We start from the raw sequence: 23,807 nt of genomic DNA on the forward strand, positions 1-23,807 counted from the left end.
ATTGATGGATATCGGGATGATTCGTGGCCTGGGCACCGTCGTGGTGATGGTGGCCTTTATCGGCCTGGCGTTGTGGGTGTTCAGTTCTCGGCGCAAGTCCGAGTTCGACGAAGCGACCATGCTGCCCTTCGCGGATGATCCCGAAGCCAGCAAGCACGTCGAGCAAGCGCAAGCGAAAGCGTCTAGGAGTAACAACGAATGACTACCTTCTGGAGTCTGTACGTCACCGTTTTGAGTCTGGGCACCATCTTCGCCCTGACCTGGCTGCTGCTGTCCACCCGCAAGGGCCAGCGCAGCGAAACCACTGAAGAAACCGTGGGCCACGCCTACGACGGCATCGAGGAGTACGACAACCCGCTGCCAAAATGGTGGTTCATGCTGTTCGTCGGCACCATCGTTTTCGCCCTTGGCTACCTGGTGCTGTACCCGGGCCTGGGTAACTGGAAAGGCATCCTGCCGGGCTACCAGTACCTGGACAACGACAAGAAAACCGAGTTTGCCAACGGCCAGGCCGGCTGGACCGGCGTGCACGAGTGGGAAAAGGAAATGGCCCGCTCGGACGCCAAGTTCGGGCCGATCTTCGCCAAATTCGCGTCGATGCCTATTGAAGAAGTGGCCAAGGACCCACAAGCGCTGAAGATGGGCGGGCGCCTGTTCGCCTCCAACTGCGCGGTGTGCCATGGCTCCGACGCCAAGGGCTCCTACGGCTTCCCTAACCTCACCGACAACGACTGGCGTTGGGGCGGCGAACCGGAAACCATCAAGGCCACCATCATGGGCGGTCGTCACGGGGTGATGCCGGCCTGGGCCGAAGTCATCGGCGAACAAGGTGTTGCCGACGTTGCTGCCTACGTGCTGACCAACCTCGATGGCCGCACCCTGCCCAAGGATGCCAAGGCGGATCCGGCCAACGGCCAGAAGCTGTTTGCCGCCAACTGCGTGGCCTGCCACGGCCCTGAAGGCAAGGGCACCCCGGCCATGGGCGCGCCCAACCTGACCCACCCGACCGCGTTCATCTACGGTTCGAGCTTCGCCCAACTGCAGCAGACCATCCGTTACGGCCGCCAGGGCCAGATGCCTGCTCAGGAAGCAATCCAGGGCAACGACAAGGTCCACCTGCTGGCCGCCTATGTCTACAGCCTGTCGCACCAGCCTGAGAAAACCGCTGAAGCGCAGTAATTCGCCCAGCTGGCAAAAGCCCCGTCAGTGAAACTGCCGGGGCTTTTTTATAGACCCTGTCCCGACCCATGACCTGTGTCAATTGACACGGGCCAATACACTATTAACCGCGATTCCCCAACGCGGCCAAAGGTCGCACCCCTCCCCCCTGGCGGCAGGACAGGCGTATCATGCGCCCTAGAGCAGCAAGCTTTCGACTGCGGCCGGCAGGTACTGGCCGCGGCACTTCTCCACTGCCGTGGGACTCAATGATGAGCAAGCAGATTCCGGTACATGACGTCACCCCGCCTGCCAGTAAAGACACCAGCAGCGTCGATCTCTACGCCTCCCGAGAAAAAATCTACACCCGCGCCTTCACCGGCGTGTTCCGCAACTTGCGCATGGTCGGCGGCGCCGTCCTGTTCCTGCTGTACTTTGGTACGGTATGGCTGAACTGGGGTGGCCACCAGGCCGTCTGGTGGAACCTGCCGGAGCGCAAGTTCTACATTTTCGGCACCACCATCTGGCCTCAGGACTTCATCCTGCTCTCGGGCCTGCTGATCGTCGCCGCCTTCGGCCTGTTCTTCATCACCGTTTACGCCGGCCGCGTCTGGTGCGGCTACACCTGCCCGCAAAGCGTGTGGACCTGGATCTTCATGTGGTGCGAGAAAGTCACCGAAGGTGACCGCAACCAGCGCATGAAGCTCGACAAGGCGCCAATGAGCGGCAACAAATTCCTGCGCAAGCTGGCCAAGCACAGCCTGTGGCTGAGCATCGGCTTTGTCACCGGCATGACTTTCGTCGGCTACTTCTCGCCGATCCGCGAGCTGGTGATTGAGTTCTTTACCGGCCAGGCCGACGGCTGGGCCTATTTCTGGGTCGGCTTCTTCACCCTGGCCACCTACGGCAACGCCGGCTGGCTGCGCGAGCAAGTGTGCGTGTACATGTGCCCGTATGCACGCTTCCAGAGCGTGATGTTCGACAAAGACACCCTGATCGTTTCCTACGACCCGCGCCGCGGCGAAACCCGTGGCCCGCGTAAAAAAGACCTGGACTACAAGGCCAAGGGCCTGGGCGACTGCATCGACTGCACCATGTGTGTACAGGTGTGCCCGACCGGCATCGACATCCGTGACGGCCTGCAGATCGAGTGCATCGGCTGCGCCGCCTGCATCGACGCCTGCGACACCATCATGGACAAGATGAACTACCCCAAAGGCCTGATCAGCTACACCACCGAGCACAACCTGTCGGGGCAAAAGACCCACATGGTGCGCCCGCGCCTGATCGGTTATGCCGTGGTGCTGTTGACCATGATCGGCCTGCTCACTACCGCGTTCGTCATGCGTCCGCTGGTCGGTTTCGACGTCAGCAAGGACCGCGTGCTGTACCGCGAGAACGCCCAGGGGCGGATCGAGAACGTCTACAGCCTGAAGGTCATGAACAAGGACCAGCGCGACCACGTCTACGTGCTCGAAGCCGGCGGCCTGCCTGACCTCAAGCTTGAGGGCGCACGGGAAATCCGCGTCGCGGCCGGCGATATCGTCAGCCTGCCGGTACAACTGTCGATGGCGCCGGAGCAACTGCCGTCGACCACCAACGAAGTCATCTTCACCCTCAAGGACGCTGACGACAGCGCCACCCAGGTTGAAGCCAAGAGCCGCTTCATCGGCCCGCAAATTCGATAAGAGACTGAGCCCATGCCTTCTGCAACTGCCGCAAGCCCCTGGTACAAGCACCTCTGGCCGTGGATCATCATCGGTGTATTGGCCACCTCGGTGACCCTCAGCCTGACCATGGTGACCATCGCGGTGAACAACCCTGATAACCTGGTCAACGACAACTACTACGAGGCCGGCAAAGGCATCAACCGCTCGCTGGACCGCGAGCTGCTGGCCCAGACCCTCAACCTCAAGGCCAGCGTGCACCTGGACGCGCTGACCGGTGAAGTCGACCTGCGCCTGACCGGCAACAGCCAGCCGCAAACCCTGGAGCTGAACCTCATTTCGCCGACCCAGCCGGAGAAGGACCGCAAGATCATGCTGACCCGCAGCGACAGCGAAGCCGGCCGCTACCTCGGCCAGCTTGGCGACAAGGTCGAGGGCCGGCGTTTCGTCGAGCTGCTGGGCAGCCAGGACGCGCATGTCTGGCGCCTGTTCGAGGAAGAAGAAGTCGCTCACGACAAGACCCTGGTACTCGGTGACGAGGCGCTGCAAGGGGCTGAACACCTCGAGAAATAAGTCGTTGCTGATCGCGGGGCAAGCCCGCTCCCACAGGTGCAATGAATCCCTGTGGGAGCGGGCTTGACCCGCGATCAGCCCAACACCACACCTTGCGACTGACACCATGACCAGCCCCACGCCCTGCTACCACTGCGCCCTGCCCGTGCCCGCCGGCAGCCACTTCACCGCCGTGGTGCTTGGCCAGCCGCGGGCGTTTTGCTGTCCGGGCTGCCAGGCGGTGGCCGAAGCCATCGTCGCCGGCAACCTGGAAAGCTATTACCAGCACCGCAGTGAAGCCAGCGCCAACCCCGATGCCCTGCCCCAGCAACTGGTCGACGAACTGGCCCTGTACGACCGCGCCGATGTGCAAAAGCCCTTCGTGCGCCACAGCGGCGAGCTGGCCGAAACCACCCTGCTGATCGAAGGCATCAGTTGCGCCGCTTGCGGCTGGCTGATCGAAAAGCACCTGCGCAACCTGCCGGCGGTGGCCGAGGCGCGTTTGAACCTGTCCAACCACCGCCTGCAGGTGAGCTGGGCCGACAGTGCGTTGCCGCTGTCCAAGCTGCTCGCCGAGCTGCGCCACATCGGCTACGCCGCCCACCCCTACCAGGCCGACCGCGCCGCCGAACAACTGGCCAGCGAGAACCGCACCGCCCTGCGCCAACTGGGCGTGGCCGGGCTGCTGTGGTTCCAGGCGATGATGGCAACCATGGCCACCTGGCCGGAGTTCAACATCGACCTGAGCCCGGAGCTGCACACCATCCTGCGCTGGGTGGCGATGTTCCTTACCACGCCGATCGTGTTCTACAGCTGCGCACCGTTTTTTCGCGGCGCCGCCCGCGACCTGCGTACCCGCCACCTGACCATGGACGTCTCGGTATCGCTGGCCATCGGCCTGGCCTACGGTGCCGGGATCTGGACCGCAATCACCGGCAGCGGCGAGCTGTACTTCGACGCCGTGGGCATGTTCGCCCTGTTCCTGCTCGCCGGACGCTACCTTGAGCGCCGCGCCCGCGAGCGCACTGCCGCCGCTACCGCGCAACTGGTCAACCTGCTGCCGGCCTCGTGCCTGCGCCTGGGCGCGGCCGGGCAGAGCGAGCGGATCCTGCTCAGCGAACTGCGCCTCAAAGACTGCGTGTTGATCCAGCCAGGCCACGTGATCCCCGCCGACGGGCGCATCGTCAGTGGCCAGTCGAGCATCGACGAGTCGCTGCTTACCGGCGAGTACCTGCCGCAACCACGCAGCGCTGGCGACGCAGTCACCGCCGGCACCCTCAACGTCGAGAGCGCGCTGACCGTCGAGGTCCAGGCTCTGGGCCAGGACACTCGCCTGTCGGCGATCGTGCGCCTGCTGGAGCGGGCACAGTCGGAAAAACCGCGCCTGGCGGAAATCGCCGACCGCGCCTCGCAGTGGTTCTTGTTGTTTACCCTGATCGCCTCGGCCGCCATCGGCCTGCTGTGGTGGCAGATCGACCCGTCGCGGGCGTTCTGGATCGTCCTGGCCATGCTGGTCGCTACCTGCCCCTGCGCCCTGTCGCTGGCCACCCCGACCGCGCTGACTGCCGCCACCGGCACCCTGCACAAGCTCGGCCTGCTGCTGACCCGCGGCCACGTGCTGGAAGGCCTGAACCAGATCGACACGGTAATCTTCGACAAGACCGGCACCCTCACCGAAGGCCGCCTGACCTTGCGCGCAATCCGCCCCTTGCGCGACACCGACGCCGATCGTTGCCTGATGCTCGCCGCCGCCCTCGAAAACCGCTCCGAGCACCCCATCGCCCGCGCCTTTGGCCGCGCCAGCCAGGCTGCCGACGAAGTTCAGGCAATGCCCGGGCTGGGTCTTGAAGGCAAGGTAGGCGAGCACGTGCTGCGCATCGGCGAAGCCGGCTTTGTCTGCGCCCTCAGCGGCGCCCCCACACCGGCGATGCCAGACGAAGCCGGGCAATGGCTGTTGCTCGGTGACCAGCAAGGCCCGCTGGCCTGGTTCGTCCTCGACGACCGCCTGCGCAGCGATGCCGCCGACCTGCTGGCGGCCTGCCGCGCCCGTGGCTGGCAGACCCTGCTGCTGTCTGGCGACAGCTCGCCGATGGTCCACAGCGTGGCCGCCGAACTGCAGATCGACCAGGCCATTGGCAGCCTGCGCCCGGACGACAAGCTGGAGCAACTCAAGGCCCTGCAGCAGCAAGGGCGCAAGGTGTTGATGCTCGGCGACGGGGTCAACGATGTGCCAATCCTGGCGGCGGCCGACATCAGCATCGCCATGGGCTCGGCCACCGACCTGGCCAAGACCAGCGCCGACGCGGTGCTGCTGTCCAACCGCCTGGACGCCCTGGTCCAGGCCTTCAGCCTGGCCCGGCGCACCCGGCGGATCATTATCGAGAACCTGCTGTGGGCCTCGGCGTATAATGGCGTCATGCTGCCGTTTGCCGCACTGGGCTGGATCACGCCAATCTGGGCGGCGGTCGGCATGTCGGTCAGTTCGCTGATCGTGGTCCTCAATGCCCTGCGCCTGACCCGCGTCAGCGGCCTGCCGGCCAGCCATGCGCCAGCCACTGCCACGCATCCCGCGACGGCCTGACCAGGAGCCCCCATGCCCGCGCTTTACATCATGATCCCGGCGGCCCTGCTGATCGTCGCCATCGCTATCTACATCTTCTTCTGGGCGGTGGACAGCGGCCAGTACGACGACCTCGACGGCCCGGCCCACAGCATCCTCTTCGACGACCAGGACCCGCAGCACCAGGCGGCCATGGACGAGGCCGACGGCAAGAAACCCGACGACGGTACCCCGCGCCGTGACTGAACTTCTGCCCCTGCTCAGCTCGGCGTTGATTCTCGGCCTGCTCGGTGGTGGCCATTGCCTGGGCATGTGCGGCGGCCTCATGGGCGCGCTGACCCTGGCCATTCCCAAGGAGCAACGCAGCCGCCGCTTTCGCCTGCTACTGGCCTACAACCTGGGGCGCATCCTCAGTTATGCCCTGGCCGGCCTGCTGCTCGGCCTGGCCGGCTGGGCGGTGGCCAACAGCCCGGTGGCGACCGCCATGCGCGTACTGGCGGCGCTGCTGCTGATCAGCATGGGCCTGTACCTGGCCGGCTGGTGGAGCGGCCTGACCCGTATCGAGGGCCTGGGCCGGGGCCTGTGGCGGCATATACAGCCGCTGGCCAACCGCCTGCTGCCGGTCTCCAGCCTGCCGCGCGCCCTGCTGCTGGGCGCCCTGTGGGGCTGGCTGCCGTGCGGGCTGGTGTACAGCACCCTGCTCTGGGCCGCGAGCCAGGGCAATGCCGCCGACAGCGCGCTGTTGATGCTGGCCTTCGGCCTGGGCACCTGGCCGGTACTGCTGGCCACCGGCCTTGCCGCCGAACGCACCAGCGCCCTGCTGCGCCAGCGGGGCGTGCGTATTGCCGGCGGCGTGCTGGTGATGCTGTTTGGCCTGTGGACCCTGCCAGGGCCACACCAGCACTGGCTGATGGGCCACTGAAGCGGCGTTGATACAAATCAACACGGGTTTGCCCGGCACTCCCTAGACTCCGGACACTGCTGCTCTTTCTGGGGACTGCCCGCATGCTCGACGTTCTTCGTTGGGACTCCGACCTGATTCGCCGCTACGACCTGGCCGGCCCACGCTACACCTCCTACCCGACCGCGGTGCAACTGCACAGCGAAGTCGGCTCCTTCGACCTGCTGCACGCCCTGCGTGACAGCCGTCGTGCCGTTCGCCCACTGTCGATCTATGTGCACGTGCCGTTCTGCGCCAACATCTGCTACTACTGCGCCTGCAACAAGGTCATCACCAAGGACCGTGGCCGCGCCGCGCCCTACCTGCAGCGCCTGGAGCAGGAAATCCAGCTGATCGCCTGCCACCTGGACCCCAAGCAGACCGTCGAGCAGTTGCACTTTGGCGGCGGCACCCCGACCTTCCTCAGCCACGTCGAGCTGCGCCAGCTGATGGCCCACTTGCGCCAGCATTTCAACCTGCTGGATGACGACTCCGGCGACTACGGCATTGAAATCGACCCGCGCGAGGCCGACTGGTCGACCATGGGCCTGCTCCGTGAGCTCGGCTTCAACCGCGTCAGCCTCGGCGTGCAGGACCTCGACCCGGTTGTGCAGCGGGCGATCAACCGCCTGCAGAGCCTGGAGCAGACCCGGGCGATCATCGAAGCGGCGCGCACCCTGCAATTTCGCTCGATCAACCTCGACCTGATCTACGGCCTGCCCAAGCAGACCCCGGAAGGTTTTGCCCGCACCGTCGAGGAAGTGATCAAGCTGCAGCCCGATCGCCTCTCGGTGTTCAACTATGCGCACCTGCCGGAACGCTTCATGCCCCAGCGGCGCATCGACAGCAACGAGCTGCCGGCCCCGGCGGCAAAACTGGAAATGCTCCACAACACCATCGAGCAACTGACCGCCGCTGGCTACGTGTACATCGGCATGGACCACTTCGCCCTGCCCGATGACGAGCTGGCGATTGCCCAGGAAGAGTCGACCCTGCAGCGCAACTTCCAGGGCTACACCACCCACGGGCATTGCGACCTGATTGGCCTGGGGGTCTCGGCCATCAGCCAGATCGGCGACCTCTATTGCCAGAACAGCAGCGACCTCAACACCTACCAGGACACCTTGTCCACCGCTCAACTGGCGACCAGCCGCGGCTTGATCTGCAGCGAGGATGACCGCCTGCGCCGGGCGGTGATCCAGCAATTGATCTGCCATTTCGAACTGGACTTCGCAACCATCGAGCGGGATTTCACCATTGACTTTCGCGGCTATTTCAACGACCAGTGGCCCGCCCTGCAGGCCATGCACAAGGATGGCCTGATCGAACTAGGCAACGACAGCATCAAGGTGCTGCCCGCCGGACGACTGCTGGTGCGCTCGGTGTGCATGGTGTTCGATGCCTACCTGGACCTGCACAATCGCCAACGTTTCTCCCGGGTTATCTGAGGTTTTTTGTCGCAGTCTTGTCCCGTCTGGCCTCGGCACAATCGTCCAAGCTGGCCGAAACACCCTAGCCTGGGTTACCCTTACGGCTTATGTGTGCTTTCCCACAAGGATTGAAGAAATGTCCGAGCCAGTTAAACTGCGCCCCCATAACCAGGCCCATTGCAAGGATTGCAGCCTGGCGCCTCTGTGCCTGCCCTTGTCATTGAACTTGGAAGACATGGATGCACTGGATGAAATCGTCAAACGCGGGCGTCCGCTGAAAAAAGGCGAGTTTCTGTTCCGCCAGGGCGACAATTTTGGCTCGGTCTATGCGGTGCGCTCCGGCGCCCTGAAAACCTTCAGCCTGAGCGACAGCGGCGAAGAGCAGATCACCGGCTTCCACCTGCCCAGCGAACTGGTTGGCCTGTCCGGCATGGACACCGAAGCCTACCCGGTGCCGGCCCAGGCCCAGGAAACCACCTCGGTGTGCGAGATTCCTTTCGAGCGCCTGGATGAGCTGTCGGTGCAACTGCCACAGCTGCGTCGCCAGCTGATGCGGGTGATGAGCCGGGAAATCCGCGACGATCAGCAAATGATGCTGCTGCTGTCGAAAAAGACCGCTGACGAGCGCATCGCCACCTTCCTGGTCAACCTTTCGGCGCGCTTCCGCGCCCGTGGTTACTCGGCCAACCAGTTCCGCCTGAGCATGTCACGCAACGAAATCGGCAATTACCTGGGCCTGGCGGTCGAGACCGTCTCACGGGTGTTCACGCGCTTTCAGCAGAACGGCCTGATCCAGGCCGAGGGCAAGGAAATCCATATCCTTGACCCGATTCAGCTGTGCGCCCTGGCCGGTGGTTCGCTGGAAAGCTGACCCCGCGGATAACAGGTATACTGGCGGGCATTCGTTTCTCAGGATACCCGCCCATGCCCAGCGCCACTTTCGACCTCAAAGCCCTGATCCGCCCCGTACCGGACTTCCCCAAGCCGGGCGTGATCTTTCGCGACATCACCCCGCTGTTCCAGTCGCCGCGGGGCCTGCGCCATGTCGCCGATGCCTTTATCGAACGCTATGTTGAAACCGAGTTCAGCCATATCGGCGCGATGGATGCGCGCGGCTTTCTGATCGGCTCGATCATCGCCCACCAGTTGAACAAACCCCTGATCCTGTTTCGCAAGCAAGGCAAGCTGCCGGCCGACGTGCTCGCCGAGGGCTACCAGACCGAGTACGGCGAAGCCTTCCTCGAAGTGCACGCCGACAGCCTCTGCGAAGGCGACTCGGTACTGATTTTTGATGACCTGATCGCCACCGGCGGCACCCTGCTGGCCGCCACCAAACTGGTACGGCGCATGGGCGCGCAGGTATATGAGGCGGCGGCGATCATCGATCTGCCGGAGCTGGGTGGCTCGCAGCGCCTGAACGACGTGGGTGTGCCGACCTTCTGCCTGACCGAGTTCTCGCTGAGCGAGTATTGACAGCATCGCGGGGCAAGCCCGCTCCCACAGGCTAAGGTTCTGTGGGAGCGGGCTTGCCCCGCGATTAAAGACCCAGGGTTACAGCGAGATCGGTTTGCGCCCGGCGAACGAATGCGCCAGGGTGCCGCCGTCGACCAGCTCCAGCTCACCGCCCAATGGCACACCGTGGGCGATACGAGACGCGACCAGACCTTTGTCGGCCAGCAACTGGGCGATGTAATGGGCGGTCGCTTCACCTTCCACCGTCGGGTTGGTGGCCAGGATTACTTCGGTGAAGCTGCCCTGCTCCTCGATCCGCGCCATCAGTTGCGGAATGCCGATGGCTTCCGGGCCCAGGCCATCAAGCGGCGACAAATGCCCTTTGAGCACGAAGTAACGGCCACGGTAGCCGGTCTGCTCGACGGCATAGACATCCATCGGCCCTTCTACCACGCACAATAACGTGTCGTCCCGGCGCGTGTCGGAACACTGCGGGCACAGCTCCTGCTCGGTCAGGGTCCGGCACTGGCGGCAATGCCCCACCCCTTCCATGGCCTGGTTCAAGGCCTGGGCCAGCCGGGTACCGCCACTGCGATCGCGCTCAAGTAACTGCAAGGCCATGCGCTGGGCGGTTTTCTGTCCGACGCCAGGCAAGATGCGCAACGCGTCGATCAGCTGTCGGATAAGAGGACTGAAACTCATGGGAAAAGGCCTTGATGCAAGTGAAGGCGGTTTATACCTGCCCGACTGGGCAACGTCAAATCTTACAGACATTAAGACTAGCCGCGTAAGAAGCTAATGTTTCTTTCACGCTAACAGTAATATTGCCTACATCACATAAAGCATACCACCCCCTTTCTAACACTTCCTGCCTCACTCCTTTCTATAAACACCCAATCTTACAATACCCGGCTAAGTTCCCTCCGCCATCACCACCCTTCTTCCTACATCCAGCCAAACAAATAATCCGCATAATTTCCTGGCGCTCAAAAGCAAGTAAATATGTCTATGCAACACCTCATTTTACTTATCAACGCGCAATCTTAATTAATCCACTTGGAAAAAAAATGAACACACGCATTTTCGCTCTTGCCCTGTCCTTACCTCTATTGGCTGGCGTCACCCTCAATGCCCAGGCAACTGATGGCCTGATCGATTTCACCGGCAGCATCTCGGGCACCACTTGCACCATCAACGGCGGCCCTGGCGGCCAGAACTTCACTGTTGCCATGAGCCCGGCGCATACCACCGAATTCACTACTGTCGGCAGTATCGCCCAACCTCGCCCCTTCGAGATCTCCCTGACCAACTGTGTCGCTGGCACCAGCGGCCAAGTGGACATCGAGTTCCTGGGCGGCGCCAATGTGCAGAACGGCCGACTGAACATGGATGCCGGTCCTACCAGCGCAACTGGCGTGCAGTACCAACTGCTCAACCAGGCGGGCATTCCGATCATTATCGGCGGGGTAAGCGGTGGCCAAAACACTGTCCCCGTAGAACTGGTAGATGGCGCTGCGACCCTGCGCTACACCAGCCAGTACTACGCTTCCGCCGCAGCGGTCACCCCGGGTGCCGCCAACTCCCGCGTTCAGTACGTGATCAATCTGCCGTAATGAACCAGCAGGCGCGCCTTGCGCGTCTGCTACCCCCAATCAGGTCGGATATCGCTTTCATGACTCGCTTTTCTTCCTTCCTGCTGGCTGCCCTCGCGCTACTGGCGGCCAGCGCACCCGCGCATGCCAGCGTTGTAATTACCGGCACCCGTATCATCTTTGCGGCACAAGAGCGCGAGGCTACCGTCAACCTCCTCAACAATGGCAAAGACCCCAGCCTGGTTCAGGTCTGGGTAGACGATGGCGATTCCCGAGCAGCACCCGAGACTCTACAGGTCCCCTTTACCGTAACGCCGGCGCTGGCCCGCATCGAACCTGCTCAAGGGCAGAGTATTCGCCTGTTGCACACCGGCAGCCCGATGGCCAGTGATCGAGAGTCAATCTTCTGGTTCAACATGTTAGAAGTCCCCCCAAAAGCCAAAGACAGCAACGTCCTGCAACTGGCCTTTCGTACCCGCATCAAGCTGCTGTACCGCCCACAAGGCCTGCCAGGCAAGCCCGAGGACGCACCCGCCCTGGTAACCTGGCACCGAGCGCCTGGCCAGGACGGCAAGCCGCACACGCTGGTTGGCCGCAACCCAACGGCCTACTTTGTCAATCTCGGGGGAATAAAAGTCGAATTTAACGGCCAGTCGACGTCCTTGGGCACCGGCTATATTGCACCTTATTCGCTCGCACACTTCAGCCCTTCGGCACCTATTAATCCAAGCGCAACCATCAACTTTACCAGCATTAATGATTATGGCGCAGACCATAACAATAGCGCGCCCCTAAGTGCAGTGACGGCTACTACACCCAGCCCATAGCCTTACTCCTTATCTGACACTCCGGGCGGTCTCGAAGTTTTCGTGCGTGCCCAGGTTTACTATTGGCACTTCTGAAAATGACGATAATGTTATTGCACTTTCGCTCGCATCGAAAAAGCTCAGCTTCGTTAGTAAGCCGATTACCCGTTGGCCTGGCCAGCCTGTTGCTTTGGCAAGTACCGGTCATGGCCGACACACCTTCGTCCGCACTTGTCGAGTTTGAACCGGCGTTTTTGGGCAACGGTAGTACCTCCCCCGTGGACCTCTCGCGCTATCAGCGGCGCAACATCACAAGCCCCGGAACCTACAGCGTGGATGTGCTGGTCAACGATAACTGGCACGGGCGCATGAACCTCAGCTTCAAGGCCTGGCCCGGTAAAGAAGAAGCCCTGGCCTGTTTCGACAACGCTTTGCTGGAGCGTCTGGGCCTGGATACCAGCAAGTTCAGCCCGCAGGCGCAACAGCAGCTGCTTGCCGTCGATACTTGCATCCCCCTGGACGGCGCACTTGACGATGCCAGCAGCCGCCTGGATTTTGCCAGCCAACGCCTGTACCTGTCGGTACCGCAAATCGCGGTCAAGCGCAGTGCGCGTGAAACAGTCGACCCGGCGCAATGGGATGAGGGCATAACGGCGGGTTTTCTCAATTACAATCTCAACAACTACAGCACCCGGCACCGCAATCAGGATAATTCGCGCCAGACCTACCTGGGCTTGGGGGCCGGGCTCAACATCGGGCCATGGCGCCTGCGTCATGACGGTTCACTGAACTGGAGCGACCAGGGCCAGCACCGCTATCAGAGCATTGCCAGCTATGCCCAACGCGATATCACGCCCTGGCGCTCGCAACTGACCCTGGGCGAAAGCTACACCTCGGGCGAGCTGTTCGACTCATTGAGTTTCACCGGCATACGCCTGGCCAGCGACAATCGTATGCTCCCCGCCTCGCAGCGCGGCTATGCCCCCGTAGTCCGCGGGATTGCCAGCAGTAATGCCCGGGTAGTGGTCCGCCAACGCGGCGTGACCCTGCATGAAACCACTGTGGCGCCAGGCGCCTTCGAAATCGATGATTTGTATGCAACCGGCTACGGTGGCGATCTGGAGGTCACGGTAACCGAGGCCGACGGCCGCGAACATAGCTTCTCCGTGCCTTACGCTGCTGTTCCGTTATCCTTGCGTGCCGGCTCCAGCCGCTTCAGTGCAACCCTGGGTACCCTGCGTAACCAGGCACTGGACAGTGACCCGGTATTTGTCGAAGGTACCTGGCAATATGGCCTGAACAACCTGGTCAGCACCTACAGCGGCATGACCCTGGCATCAGGGTATGGCTCGGCCTTGTTCGGTGGCAGCCTGAACACCGAGCTTGGTGCGTTCGGCGCCGACCTCACCCAGGCCCGCACCCATCTGCCCGGGCTCGGCAGCCAGCAAGGCCAGAGCCTGCGCCTGAGCTATGCCAAGACCCTGAGTGAAACCGACACACAAATCGCTCTGGCGACCTATCGCTACTCGACCCGCGGCTTTTATGGCCTGGAAGACGCCCAGTTGAGCCGCCAGTTCCTGCGCGATGCAGGCGATCAGCGCCACCAGCGTCATCGCAATCGCACTACCCTGTCGCTGGCGCAACCGCTGGCCGAGCACTATGGACAGTTGCACTTGAGTGCCTCGGCATCCAGCTATTGGGACCATGCCGGCAGCGACGTCAACTATTCGATCGGCTACAGCAATCACTACAAGACGCTGGGCTATACCCTCAGCAGCACCAGGGAACGTGACCGCTTCGGGCGCGCCGACAACACCTATTTCCTGAGCTTGTCCCTGCCCCTGGGCGGCGAACGCGCGCGTAGCCTCAGCAGCAGTATTTCCAGGGACGGCAGAGGCAACAGCCGGGCCCAGGCCACGCTCACCGACGCCCTCAGTGCCGATCAGCAGGTCAACTATGGCATCACCGCCAGCCAGGATCGCTCCGATGGCCTGAACAACCATACGCTGAGCAGCAACGTACTGTACCGCGGCTCTGCCGCCGAACTCAGTGCATCGATCAGTCAGGGCCGGCATACCTCACAAGCCTCGCTCGGCCTGCGCGGCGCCATTGTCGCCCACGCCGATGGCATGACCTTGTCGCAACCCTTGAGTGAGACCTTCGGGTTGATTCAGGCCAAAGATGCCGATGGCGCTCGGGTGATTTCGGCGTCCGCGCTGAAAGTCGACAGCAGCGGCTACGCGGTCGTCCCGAACCTTACGCCTTACCAACGCAATACGGTTGCCATTGACCCCAAGGGCTTGTCGACCGATGTCGAGCTGCAATCGAGCAGCCAGCAGACCGTGCCGCGCGCCGGCGCCATTGCGTTGCTGGTGTTCCAGACCCGCTCCGGACGTTCGGCCGTCATCCATGCCCGCCAGGCCGATGGCCAGCCGCTGCCGTTTGGCGCCGCAGTGCTGGATAGCCAAGGTAACGAGCTGGGCGCGGTGGGCCAGGGTAGCCAATTGTTTGCCCGCGGCCTGCAGGATGCAGGTGAGTTGATCGTGCGCTGGGACAGCGGCCTGGCAGGCAACTGCCGAATTACCTATGCCCTGCCCGCCGCCGCGAAAAAAGCCGCGAACGCTGCACCACAGAACATTCACTCCGTTTGCCTCGCACCCCCAGCCCACCCTTGACCCGCCGAGACCTGCCCATGTTTTGTTCTCTACCCGCGCGCCTCGCCGGCGCTACAGGATTGTTGCTGCTGGCCCACTGCGCAATCAGTACCGCCAGCTGCCAGCATATCGGCGCAGGCCCGTCCCAGGCTTACATCACCGTAGACTCGAGATTGACGGTGTCTGCCGCAGACCCGGTCGGCACGGTGATTTATGACAGCAACACCCGGTTCGCGACACGCATGGCCTACCGTTGCTCAGCCGCCCATGAGCAGCGCGCCGGCTTTACCCAGGGCTTCACTCACATCGGTGAGGGCATTCATCAAACCAACCTGGAGGGTATCGGTATCAAGATCACCGGTTCCGAAGCCGGCGCCAGTCGTTTTTACCGCTGGCCGGTTCCTACTACCAGACATCCTGCCGGCACTACCGACGTAACCCCTTGGTACAGACTGCAGTTGATCAAGACCGGACCGGTAACCAGTGGGGTGCTGTTTTTCCCTCAGACAATCATTAGCCACACCTTTGAGCCGCATCATATCCCGGCCAATACCGCCAGGCTGACGATGGTGCAAACCCGAGTAGAGGTTGTTTCGGCCGATCCCACCTGCGCCGTCGACCCCGGTTCGAAAACCATCCCCGTTAACCTGCGGGATCATCCAGCAGGGTTCTTCGACGCTGTTGGCAAGGCTACCGCACCCCAGCCACTTGAAATCCGCCTCAACTGTGCCGGCGGCAGTAGCGGCAGCCGCCTCAACGTCAGCTATACCGTCAGCGACGCCAGCAACCCGGGCAACCAGACCTCCATCATCAGCCTGGCCAGTCACGCTACTGCACGTGGCATCGGCATTCGCTTGTTGCGTAGCGACAACACCCCGATCGTGCTGGGCACCCGGCAACCGGGCGGTACGGTCGGAGCAGGCCCGGTAACGCATCGCATCCCCCTGCTCGCGCAGTATGTGCAGACCGCATCCCGGGTAACCCCAGGCTCCGCGCCAGGCCGGGCGACATTTCTGATGAGTTATGACTGAGCAGAAAAAAGCCAGGCAATAGCCTGGCTTTTATTTACGCTGCGACCGCCTCAGAACGGCATCTTGAAGCCCGGCGGCAACTGCATGCCGGCGGTCATGCCGCCCATTTTTTCCTGGCTGTTGGCTTCGACCTTGCGCACCGCGTCGTTGACGGCGGCGGCGATCAGGTCTTCGAGCACTTCCTTGTCTTCCTGCATCAGGCTGTCGTCCAGGCTGATGCGCTTGACGTCGTGACGACCGGTCATCACCACGCTGACCAGACCGGCACCGGATTGGCCAGTCACTTCGGCGTTGGCCAGTTCTTCCTGCATCTTGGCCATTTTTTCCTGCATCTGCTGGGCCTGCTTCATCAGGCCGGCCATGCCACCTTTCATCATGGGGTTCACCTCAACTATTAGCTTACGGGGTGCGGCGAGGGTCGGGCCCGGGCCGCTGCTGTTTTTCCGTTACTCGCCCTGGGCAACCGGGGCGTCGACAGGTTCAATCGTATCGTGGCGGACCATGGCGCCGAACTGCTGGATCATCTGCTGGATCAGCGGATCATCCTCGATCGAGGCCTCGGCCAGGCCTTGGCGCTCGGCGCGTTTGCGGGCTGCGGCCTGGGCGGGGGTTTCCTGCTCCGGGCGAATCAGCTCGATGGTCAATTTGAGCGTACGGCCCAGGTGCTGGTTCAACGCATCGTTCAGGCGCCGCTGTTGCGTGCTGTTAAACAGGGCGCTGTGGGCCGGGTCCAGGTGCAGCAGCCAGTCGTCGCCTTCGGCGCTGATCAGCGTACAGTTGGCGGCGATATTGCCGGTCATCCCGGAAATCGGCAACTGCGGGAACAATTCCAGCCATTTCAGCGCCAGCCCCGTGGCCGGTTGCGCGGCCGGCAAGGGCTCGGCCGGTGGCGCGTCGACTTCGTGGGCATGCTCGATGGCCAGCTCGTCCAGATAACTGTAGCTGGCCGGGTCCATTTCCGGCTCGTAATAATCTTCGTCCAGCGGCGGTTCATCGTCGCGGTCCATGCCGGCCGGGCTGTAGCCGATACCGTCGTCGGACATCGGCATATCCACTGCGGTTGCCTGCTGAACCGGCGCCGGCGGCACTTCAACGACAAGCGGTTCAGGCTCGACCTCGACCTCGACCTCGACGGCGACAGGATCGTTCCAGGGCAGATCGACCACCGGCTCAGGCGCTGGGACCTCGACAGGGGTGGGCTCTGGCTCTGCAACGGGTTCAGGTTCCGGTTCAGCAACCACAGGCACGGGCACCGCAACTGGCGCAGCCTGAGGGGCTACTGCCACCGCGTTTGCAGAATCAGCTGTGGCCTGGCTGATCCCCACCGGCTTTAGCACCGGTTTCGGTGCATCGTCGCTGTCTGCGGGGCGGAACGCCAGCATGCGCAGCAGGACCATTTCAAAGCCGCCACGCGGATCTGGTGCCAATGGCAGGTCGCGACGGCCGATCAGGCCCATCTGGTAATAAAACTGCACATCTTCGGCCGGCAATGCCTGGGCCAAAGCCAGCACCCGGTCACGATCGCCCTGGCCGTTGTCAACTGCCTCAGGCAGCGCCTGGGCAATGGCCACGCGGTGCAGCACATTGAGCATTTCGGCGAGCACGCCGTTCCAGTCCGGCCCCTGCTCGGCCAAATGGCGAACGGCTTCGAGCAAGGCCCGGGCATCACCTTCGAGCAACGCCTGCAGCACGCCATACACCTGGCCATGATCCAGAGTGCCGAGCATCGCCCGCACATCTGCGGCCAACACCTTGCCTTCACCGAAGGCGATGGCCTGGTCGGTCAGGCTCATGGCGTCGCGCATCGAGCCGTCCGCGGCGCGGCCGAGCAGCCACAGGGCGTCGTCTTCGAAGGGGACGTTTTCGGCCCCGAGCACATGGCTCAGGTGCTCGACGACCCGTTCGGGGGTCATGTTCTTCAGCGAGAACTGCAGGCAGCGCGAGAGGATGGTCGCCGGCAGCTTCTGCGGGTCGGTGGTGGCGAGGATGAACTTGACGTAGGGCGGCGGCTCTTCCAGCGTCTTCAGCAAGGCGTTGAACGAGTGGCTGGAGAGCATGTGCACTTCGTCGATCAGGTAGACCTTGAAGCGCCCGCGGCTCGGTGCGTACTGCACGTTGTCGAGCAGCTCGCGGGTGTCTTCGACCTTGGTGCGACTGGCGGCGTCGATTTCGATCAGGTCGACAAAGCGCCCCTCATCGATCTCCCGGCACACCGAGCAGGTACCGCAAGGCGTCGAGGTGATGCCGGTTTCGCAGTTAAGGCACTTGGCGATGATCCGCGCAATGGTGGTCTTGCCCACACCGCGGGTACCGGTGAACAGGTAGGCATGGTGCAGGCGCTGGTTGTCCAGCGCGTTGATCAAGGCCTTGAGCACATGGGTCTGGCCGACCATTTCGCGGAACGAGCGCGGACGCCATTTACGTGCAAGAACCTGATAACTCATCGAAAACCGTCGCGACTGCAAGCTGAAGACCGCTAATCGTAGCGGAGCGGGGGCAAAATTGCACCCTGCCGATCTCGGCTAAGCTGTCAGGCGGGCCGGCATCAGGGAGGATGCAGCATGTGGCGAATCGTGGGTGCACTGCTGCTGATCAGTTCTGCCAGCTTCGCGCAGCAACCGGTGCTGCGCTTTTCGGTGGCCGAGAGCTGGACCATGCCGCTGATTCGGGTGGAGCAGGAGCAGCCGGTCGAAGGTATTTTGCATGACCTGATGCTCGCTGTTGCCCGCGACGTCGGGCATCACCCCGAATTTCACGTCCTCCCGCGCCTGCGCCTGCAGCAAGCCATGGACAACGGCGATGTCGATGTGCGCTGTTATGTTGCCCAGTCCTGGCTGAACACTACCTCGGATGCCTATTTGTGGAGCCTGCCGCTTTTTCAGCAACGCGACTGGCTGGTCGGTCAACCCGACCAGACACCGCCGCTGACGCCCACGCAATTGGCGCCCCAGGCCATTGGCACCGTGCTCGGCTACACCTACTCGACCATCGAACCGCTGTTTGCCAGCGGCCATTTGCATCGCGAGGACAGCCGCAATCAACTGCTGGTGCTGAACAAGTTGCACGCCCGCCGTTACCACTATGCCATCAGCAACCAGCTGTCGCTTGACTGGTTCAACCGGCAACTCCCTTCTGAGCAGCAACTGCGCCCGCTGACTGTGGTCGAGGAGCAGACCCTGGCCTGCCTGGTGCGTAACGATCCGGCCTTGCCGGTACAAGGCATCCTGCAGGCCTTGCTGCGATTGAAAGCGTCCGGGGAGATTGAACGAATGATCGAGCGCTATACACACATCCGTGGACAACCGCCCCAATCAAGCTCCCCGCCGCCCTCATGACCGGTCAGCCACCGGGGGCAGCCGGTATGCCCAGCGCTTCGCGGGTCAACCGCAGCAACAGCGCGGCCTCATCCATCGCCTGTTGCAACTGCCGGCCGCGTTCAAGCTGCAAACGTTCGGCCTCGGGCAGGCTGGCCTCGCGTAACCGTTGCGCAGCGCTGAGCTGATTGAAGCGGGTATCCAGTTCAAGCCACGCCGAGGCATGCCGCTGATGCAGGTACTCGACCCAGTTCGGTTGCCTGGTCATGAAGCGCGGCAAGCGCGCCTGTACCTGCGCCCCTTGCACATGGGCCAGCGCCGCGTCGAGCTGCGCGGTTGAAAGGGCAAGATCGGTGAGGATCAGATCCCGGGCATCGCCCGGCAACGCAAGCCGCCCGTACAGCTCTTGTTGGTAAAGCAACTGCAACTCGTCTCTGCGCGCAAACAGTTCGGGCTCCAGCAGCACCTGATCGATCACAAAGCGCCGCAACTCCTCACGATTGAAGGAGGCCCGGGCGAAATCCAGCAGTTGTCGCGGCCCGTGCTCCTGCAAGGCATACAGCAAGGCGCGATGCCCTTGAACCCTGCTTTCCAGATTCTCAAACGCCAGCAACGGATGACCTATGCTCTGTTGCGGATCACCGGCAAAGCGCAACAGGTCTTCGGCCATCGGCCCTTCGACGGCGTAATGCAAGATCCCCGCGACCCGTGTGCGCATCGACTCTGACTGCTCCTGCGCTTCGACGGTCTGGGCCAAGCGCTCCAGGACTGTCATCAAATCGCCGGCCTGGGGCTCGTTGCGCAGTCGCTGCCAATACTCGACAAGCTGGCGGTTGGCAGACGCCGGAGCAGTCCAGAATTGTTGTGCGGCATCACCGCCCGGCAACCGCACAGGCGTCGGCGGCGCCTGTAGCCGACGTAGCCGTCGATACTGCTCGTCGGTCAATGCATTACCTTCCAGCTCGATCATGCGCAAAAAACTGCGTGGTTCTTCAAGGAAGTGTTCGGGCAACTGGCTGATCTGGTTGTCGCTCAGGTCGACCCACTCCAGCCTTGAGCGATCGTGCAGGCTTTCCGGCACGCGGGTGATCTCGGTATTGTTCAAGGTCAGGATACGTAGCTGGGGCAGCCTGCTCACATCGGGCGGGATGCCCAGAGGGTTGCCCTCCAGGTGGAGGCTGTCCAGATTCAAAAGATCACCTATTCTCGCGGCATCGCGGGCATCAAGCACAATCCGGTTGTTGCTCAGGCGCAGGTTTTGCAAGCTCAGGCGATTTTCGATTGCTGGCGGAATCAGGGCCAGCTCATTACCGGAAAGATCCAGATAACGAAGACGGCCAAAGTGGGCGAGAAAATCCGCCGACACGGCCGCCAGGTTCATGCCTGCCATATCCAGCTCCAGCACATGATGCAGGTCCACCGCCTGCAACTCGGGCAATTCGCCAACCATCAGGCCTCCCAGATCCAGGCGATAACCCAGGGTTCGCCCTAATGGCGTGCGTATGCTCAACGACTGGTGACGCCAGGCCTGGACCAGGCGCTCGCTGAATTGCTGGCGACCGAGCGCCTGCTCACTGTCCACTGAAGCACCTTGCCAGCGCCGCAGCCCGGATTGCAGCCCTTGCAACTCTTCGCGACGGCGCTGCAACAGCGCGCGGGCCTCGGCGGGTCGAGCACGATAGGGCTCAAGGTAAGCGGCGATCTCTTCAGCTGAATAGTCAGGGTAAAGCTCAAGGATTTCTTCTTCAATGGAACGGGGTGACACCGGGAGCCGTGCCCCGCCCCCACTCAGGGCATAGCCCAGGCGACCATCGGCAAAACGCTGAAGCGGCGTCCACCACCGCTCATGTACGCCCCCAAATACGCGTCCAACCATGGCCCGCTGTGCACCGGCCTGTACGCCAAGCTGACGGCGCAAGGCCGGCAGATCTTCTGCAACGTCCAGCCCGGCCAGTTCCCACGCCAGCTCAAGCAGGTCGCGAGGCGCAGCTTCAGGCCGTTGACCGTCGATGTACAGGTCGCCTCGGCGGATCAGGGTCGGGCCTTGCACCGCAGGACAGACCCCTTCGATACCGAGTTCCAGCGCCGCAGGCCAGCGCGGGTCCTGCATCAGCATATGCAGCAGCAGCCGGTCACAATCAGTGTTGGCCATTTGCGGCCAGAAAAACCCCTCCAGCGCATGCGCCAGCCGTGTCTCACCCAAGGCTTGCCGCGCCTGCCTGGCCAGCCGCAGGGGCACACGACGGCTGTCAGCCATGCGCAAGCGCTCAGCGCTGGTGGCACTGGCTTCGATTTCCTCGACCATGGCCGGCTCCAGGCCAGGGAAATCACGCGCCACCAGGGACGATACAGGTGGCCGCTCGGCGGCCAGGCAGTGCTCGAAAAATCGCCGCCAGTTTGCCTTGAGCCACTCCTGCACTTGCCCTTGCGGCGCCGGCTCATCCGCCGAAGAAGACATCAGTTGCAACGCGCGCATCAGCAAACTTTCATCGGCTACGGCTGCCGGGTTTTGCAACTGCTGGCTAAAACGCTGCAAGCGCCGCTGCAGCCGCGCCCGCTCGCAGGCATCCACAAGAGCCCCGCTGGGTGGACGCCGATGCAGATGCAATTGACGCAACTGTGCTTCATCGGCACCACTGACGGCGAGTACCGAAGTTACCTCCTCATCGCCGAGATCTTCAACACTGGGGCCCAGTCGACGAAACAGGTACTGACTGCCTTGCCAGCGGTGTGGACTGTCAAAGCGGCTGCGCCAGGCGCCCTTGCCATTGTGTTCCAGCACCGGCGCCCAAGCGCCACTGCGCACGGGATGGCGAATGCGCCAGCTCCCCGTCTCGGCGTCTTGCTCGACGCGATAGAAACTGTCCTCGATGCGCACAACCTGTTGTTCACCGATCTGGTAAATACCTTGCTCGGACGCCGTCCCGGCAATCGTCGAGTCCAGGTCAAGGGCATAGGGCTTCAGGTCAGGCAAGCAAAGACGTAGCGCGCCATTATCCTTTCTCACCAGGGCCAGCGCCTTGAACAGTGCCGAGTTGCGTACCAGCGTTGCCGCCGTGCCGACAACGACTGCCCCGGCCGCCAGCCCGGCCACTTCGCCAACAACATGGGTAAGGCAATTGAACGCCTCATGACGATCACCTTCAGCCCAATCATCCAGCCCGGTGAACACCTCTTTCATCAATTGGCTGGCCACCACCCCGAACAGCACCTCACCTACACCTGGCACCACAAAGGCCGCCAGACCCAGCACATCCAGGCCAATTTCCAACGCATTGTCCAGCGCGGCCTGGCGTTCGCTGGCATCCAGCGTTGCGGTGGGCACCGCGATGAAACGGGCATCATCCTGAAGCTGCTCCAGGCACTGATTGAACAAGTCCTCGAACAGCGGCTCCGGCCGCAGGATGGCATCCAGCGCCAAGGACGGACTGGACAGCACCACTCGCTGGCCATTGCGCTGTTCAAACAGCCGGTTTTGCAGCTGCGTATGAAGCGCCGGCCATTGACGACGCAATGCCAAACGCATAAAGAACTGCCGGTAGCTGTCCCGGGACAGCTTGCCGGCCAGGTCCTGCTCGAACTCATCCCAACCGGCGTACTCCTTGAGGGGTGAAAACGGGTCCTGGGGGATGTGCACCAGCAAGCGGACCCAGGACCGCTGAATCGCGGCCAGATGCCCCAGCGGCTGAAAACTGAACTCGAAAACACTGACCCCACGCAGTTCGATCCCCGCCAGCTTCAGCCGTTTGAGCCGTAGCGGCACGCCCTGCTCCCGGATCCCGGTCTTGAGTTCACTGATTTCAAGCACTTGCTTGTACATTGGCGCGCTGATTGCCCCGCGCATCAGCGCCACATGAGCATCGACCTGCAAGGCGTAACGGTCACACTCCCGGAACAGCTCACGGGTCGACTGGGGAATGCCGACAACGCCATCGGGATCGAACACCGAGTCAATGTGTTTTTGATACTGCCCACCCAGATCCAGTTCGCGGCAGAACCTGACGAAATCCAAAACACTGACGCCCTGCACTCGCCTACCGGCATGGCGAAAGGATGACATCCTGACCAGGGCGCTATCACTCTGCTGCTCAGCGGCAGTGAAATTGTGCAAGGCCGCTTGCAGCAATCCCTGCTCGCTATAGTTACGCTTCCATAGCCAATCCAGGCCAGGGGGTTGCCAGGCGCCAAGGAGCCGATTGACGCGAATCAAACGATCACCCGTGGGCTTTAGTCTCGAACCGAAGCGTCGACGCAACGCCTCGTCGAATCGCGCCTGGGCAAACACCTGAACCGACTGCAGCGGCGCCAGCAAGCGGGCCCGCGCCGCCCGACTGGCCTCGCAGGCACGCATGCAGACACTCAGCTTTGCCAACAGTGCTGGCGCAGCAGAACGCAACCAGGCAGGTAGCTGTTGGCGAAGGAATTCGAGATTGAGACTGGCGGCGGAAAAATCCGCAGGTGATGTGGCCGCTGAAGGTACTTGCTCGGGGGCTGACATGAATACTCTCCCTGTAGGTCCAAAACCACAGACACTACGGGGCTGTCGAGCAGCCACGGCACTACAGGGTTATCGCACGCGCGCGAAAAACGGCAACGTAGGTTGTTGCGCCAGCGTTTTGGAAAAATCTTAGAGAGGAGGTGATGCAGAGCG

19 protein-coding genes are annotated in these 23,807 nt (G+C 62.5%); 15 read left to right on the forward strand and 4 right to left on the reverse strand.

All coding sequences use genetic code 11. The features are described from left to right. Window positions 1–4: 4 nt before the first annotated feature. From BLR26_RS21690 to BLR26_RS21735, 10 genes are all read left to right on the forward strand, one after another. Complete coding sequence (locus BLR26_RS21690; protein WP_010225992.1) at window positions 5–202, forward strand: CcoQ/FixQ family Cbb3-type cytochrome c oxidase assembly chaperone; 198 nt, start codon at window positions 5–7, stop codon at window positions 200–202. Continuing rightward, window positions 199–1,179: a cytochrome-c oxidase, cbb3-type subunit III gene (gene ccoP / locus BLR26_RS21695; protein WP_045200473.1), complete on the forward strand. Its 981-nt coding sequence runs from the start codon at window positions 199–201 to the stop codon at window positions 1,177–1,179. Before BLR26_RS21690 ends, ccoP begins: the two co-directional genes overlap by 4 nt. 251 nt (window positions 1,180–1,430) lie before the next feature. After that, window positions 1,431–2,846 carry a cytochrome c oxidase accessory protein CcoG gene (gene ccoG, locus BLR26_RS21700; protein WP_045200470.1) on the forward strand — a complete coding sequence of 472 codons (1,416 nt, stop codon included), beginning with the start codon at window positions 1,431–1,433 and terminating at the stop codon, window positions 2,844–2,846. A 12-nt stretch (window positions 2,847–2,858) separates the two neighbouring features. Continuing rightward, window positions 2,859–3,398, forward strand: a complete 540-nt coding sequence (locus BLR26_RS21705; protein ID WP_045200468.1) for a FixH family protein — start codon at window positions 2,859–2,861, stop codon at window positions 3,396–3,398. 106 nt (window positions 3,399–3,504) lie between these two features. After that, window positions 3,505–5,958 carry a heavy metal translocating P-type ATPase gene (locus BLR26_RS21710; protein ID WP_093385420.1) on the forward strand — a complete coding sequence of 818 codons (2,454 nt, stop codon included), beginning with the start codon at window positions 3,505–3,507 and terminating at the stop codon, window positions 5,956–5,958. 12 nt (window positions 5,959–5,970) lie between these two features. After that, the gene (gene ccoS, locus BLR26_RS21715) at window positions 5,971–6,183 is read left to right on the forward strand and encodes a cbb3-type cytochrome oxidase assembly protein CcoS (RefSeq protein WP_093385423.1); all 213 of its coding nucleotides are present in this window, start codon (window positions 5,971–5,973) and stop codon (window positions 6,181–6,183) included. Further along, the gene (locus BLR26_RS21720) at window positions 6,176–6,859 is read left to right on the forward strand and encodes a sulfite exporter TauE/SafE family protein (RefSeq protein ID WP_093385427.1); all 684 of its coding nucleotides are present in this window, start codon (window positions 6,176–6,178) and stop codon (window positions 6,857–6,859) included. Before ccoS ends, BLR26_RS21720 begins: the two co-directional genes overlap by 8 nt. 83 nt (window positions 6,860–6,942) lie before the next feature. Next, complete coding sequence (hemN, locus tag BLR26_RS21725) at window positions 6,943–8,325, forward strand: oxygen-independent coproporphyrinogen III oxidase (RefSeq protein ID WP_093385431.1); 1,383 nt, start codon at window positions 6,943–6,945, stop codon at window positions 8,323–8,325. A gap of 118 nt (window positions 8,326–8,443) precedes the next feature. Further along, a complete protein-coding gene (fnrA, locus tag BLR26_RS21730) occupies window positions 8,444–9,178 on the forward strand; it encodes a Crp/Fnr family transcriptional regulator FnrA (protein WP_093385435.1) in 735 nt (244 codons plus the stop codon). A gap of 53 nt (window positions 9,179–9,231) precedes the next feature. Next, window positions 9,232–9,780 carry an adenine phosphoribosyltransferase gene (locus BLR26_RS21735; RefSeq protein ID WP_045200461.1) on the forward strand — a complete coding sequence of 183 codons (549 nt, stop codon included), beginning with the start codon at window positions 9,232–9,234 and terminating at the stop codon, window positions 9,778–9,780. 78 nt (window positions 9,781–9,858) lie between these two features. Here BLR26_RS21735 and recR read toward each other — a convergent pair whose 3' ends face one another. Next, window positions 9,859–10,461 (reverse strand): recombination mediator RecR, encoded by a 603-nt coding sequence (gene recR, locus BLR26_RS21740; RefSeq protein ID WP_045200459.1) that lies wholly within the window; start codon window positions 10,459–10,461, stop codon window positions 9,859–9,861. A 365-nt stretch (window positions 10,462–10,826) separates the two neighbouring features. On the opposite strand from recR, the gene BLR26_RS21745 reads away from it, so the two are divergent. The 4 genes from BLR26_RS21745 (at window position 10,827) to BLR26_RS21760 (ending at window position 15,842) form a co-directional block, all read left to right on the forward strand. After that, window positions 10,827–11,372 (forward strand): fimbrial protein, encoded by a 546-nt coding sequence (locus tag BLR26_RS21745; protein ID WP_045200457.1) that lies wholly within the window; start codon window positions 10,827–10,829, stop codon window positions 11,370–11,372. A 59-nt stretch (window positions 11,373–11,431) separates the two neighbouring features. Beyond that, on the forward strand, window positions 11,432–12,178 hold the full coding sequence (locus BLR26_RS21750) for a fimbria/pilus periplasmic chaperone (RefSeq protein ID WP_176794283.1): 747 nt from the start codon (window positions 11,432–11,434) through the stop codon (window positions 12,176–12,178). Window positions 12,179–12,363: 185 nt separating this feature from the next. Beyond that, entirely contained in the window at window positions 12,364–14,832 is a 2,469-nt protein-coding gene (locus BLR26_RS21755) for a fimbria/pilus outer membrane usher protein (RefSeq protein ID WP_093385443.1), read from the forward strand. 158 nt (window positions 14,833–14,990) lie between these two features. Continuing rightward, window positions 14,991–15,842, forward strand: a complete 852-nt coding sequence (locus BLR26_RS21760; protein WP_176794284.1) for a fimbrial protein — start codon at window positions 14,991–14,993, stop codon at window positions 15,840–15,842. A gap of 50 nt (window positions 15,843–15,892) precedes the next feature. Here the strand turns inward: BLR26_RS21760 and BLR26_RS21765 are convergent, their stop codons facing one another. Together BLR26_RS21765 and dnaX are read right to left on the reverse strand one after the other, a co-directional pair. Continuing rightward, window positions 15,893–16,219, reverse strand: coding sequence for a YbaB/EbfC family nucleoid-associated protein (locus BLR26_RS21765; protein WP_010226011.1), 327 nt, complete (start codon window positions 16,217–16,219; stop codon window positions 15,893–15,895). Between the two features lie 69 nt (window positions 16,220–16,288). Continuing rightward, a complete protein-coding gene (gene dnaX, locus BLR26_RS21770) occupies window positions 16,289–18,286 on the reverse strand; it encodes a DNA polymerase III subunit gamma/tau (protein ID WP_093385450.1) in 1,998 nt (665 codons plus the stop codon). Window positions 18,287–18,403: 117 nt separating this feature from the next. Between dnaX and BLR26_RS21775 the strand changes: the two genes are divergently transcribed. Further along, entirely contained in the window at window positions 18,404–19,177 is a 774-nt protein-coding gene (locus BLR26_RS21775; protein WP_093385454.1) for a substrate-binding periplasmic protein, read from the forward strand. A 4-nt stretch (window positions 19,178–19,181) separates the two neighbouring features. Here the strand turns inward: BLR26_RS21775 and BLR26_RS21780 are convergent, their stop codons facing one another. Then, window positions 19,182–23,468, reverse strand: coding sequence for a dermonecrotic toxin domain-containing protein (locus tag BLR26_RS21780; protein WP_176794285.1), 4,287 nt, complete (start codon window positions 23,466–23,468; stop codon window positions 19,182–19,184). Window positions 23,469–23,807 lie beyond the last annotated feature (339 nt).

Origin of the sequence: Pseudomonas sp. UC 17F4, from assembly GCF_900101695.1 — a bacterium.
Taxonomy (GTDB): Bacteria; Pseudomonadota; Gammaproteobacteria; order Pseudomonadales; family Pseudomonadaceae; genus Aquipseudomonas.

What these genes read in the sequence shown, in the direction of transcription:
- BLR26_RS21690 (WP_010225992.1), top strand. Translation starts at nt 5, where the DNA reads ATGGATATCGGGATGATTCGTGGCCTGGGCACCGTCGTGGTGATGGTG.
- ccoP (WP_045200473.1), top strand. Translation starts at nt 199, where the DNA reads ATGACTACCTTCTGGAGTCTGTACGTCACCGTTTTGAGTCTGGGCACC.
- ccoG (WP_045200470.1), top strand. Translation starts at nt 1,431, where the DNA reads ATGAGCAAGCAGATTCCGGTACATGACGTCACCCCGCCTGCCAGTAAA.
- BLR26_RS21705 (WP_045200468.1), top strand. Translation starts at nt 2,859, where the DNA reads ATGCCTTCTGCAACTGCCGCAAGCCCCTGGTACAAGCACCTCTGGCCG.
- BLR26_RS21710 (WP_093385420.1), top strand. Translation starts at nt 3,505, where the DNA reads ATGACCAGCCCCACGCCCTGCTACCACTGCGCCCTGCCCGTGCCCGCC.
- ccoS (WP_093385423.1), top strand. Translation starts at nt 5,971, where the DNA reads ATGCCCGCGCTTTACATCATGATCCCGGCGGCCCTGCTGATCGTCGCC.
- hemN (WP_093385431.1), top strand. Translation starts at nt 6,943, where the DNA reads ATGCTCGACGTTCTTCGTTGGGACTCCGACCTGATTCGCCGCTACGAC.
- fnrA (WP_093385435.1), top strand. Translation starts at nt 8,444, where the DNA reads ATGTCCGAGCCAGTTAAACTGCGCCCCCATAACCAGGCCCATTGCAAG.
- BLR26_RS21735 (WP_045200461.1), top strand. Translation starts at nt 9,232, where the DNA reads ATGCCCAGCGCCACTTTCGACCTCAAAGCCCTGATCCGCCCCGTACCG.
- recR (WP_045200459.1), bottom strand. Translation starts at nt 10,461, where the DNA reads ATGAGTTTCAGTCCTCTTATCCGACAGCTGATCGACGCGTTGCGCATC.
- BLR26_RS21745 (WP_045200457.1), top strand. Translation starts at nt 10,827, where the DNA reads ATGAACACACGCATTTTCGCTCTTGCCCTGTCCTTACCTCTATTGGCT.
- BLR26_RS21750 (WP_176794283.1), top strand. Translation starts at nt 11,432, where the DNA reads ATGACTCGCTTTTCTTCCTTCCTGCTGGCTGCCCTCGCGCTACTGGCG.
- BLR26_RS21755 (WP_093385443.1), top strand. Translation starts at nt 12,364, where the DNA reads ATGGCCGACACACCTTCGTCCGCACTTGTCGAGTTTGAACCGGCGTTT.
- BLR26_RS21765 (WP_010226011.1), bottom strand. Translation starts at nt 16,219, where the DNA reads ATGATGAAAGGTGGCATGGCCGGCCTGATGAAGCAGGCCCAGCAGATG.
- dnaX (WP_093385450.1), bottom strand. Translation starts at nt 18,286, where the DNA reads ATGAGTTATCAGGTTCTTGCACGTAAATGGCGTCCGCGCTCGTTCCGC.
- BLR26_RS21775 (WP_093385454.1), top strand. Translation starts at nt 18,404, where the DNA reads ATGTGGCGAATCGTGGGTGCACTGCTGCTGATCAGTTCTGCCAGCTTC.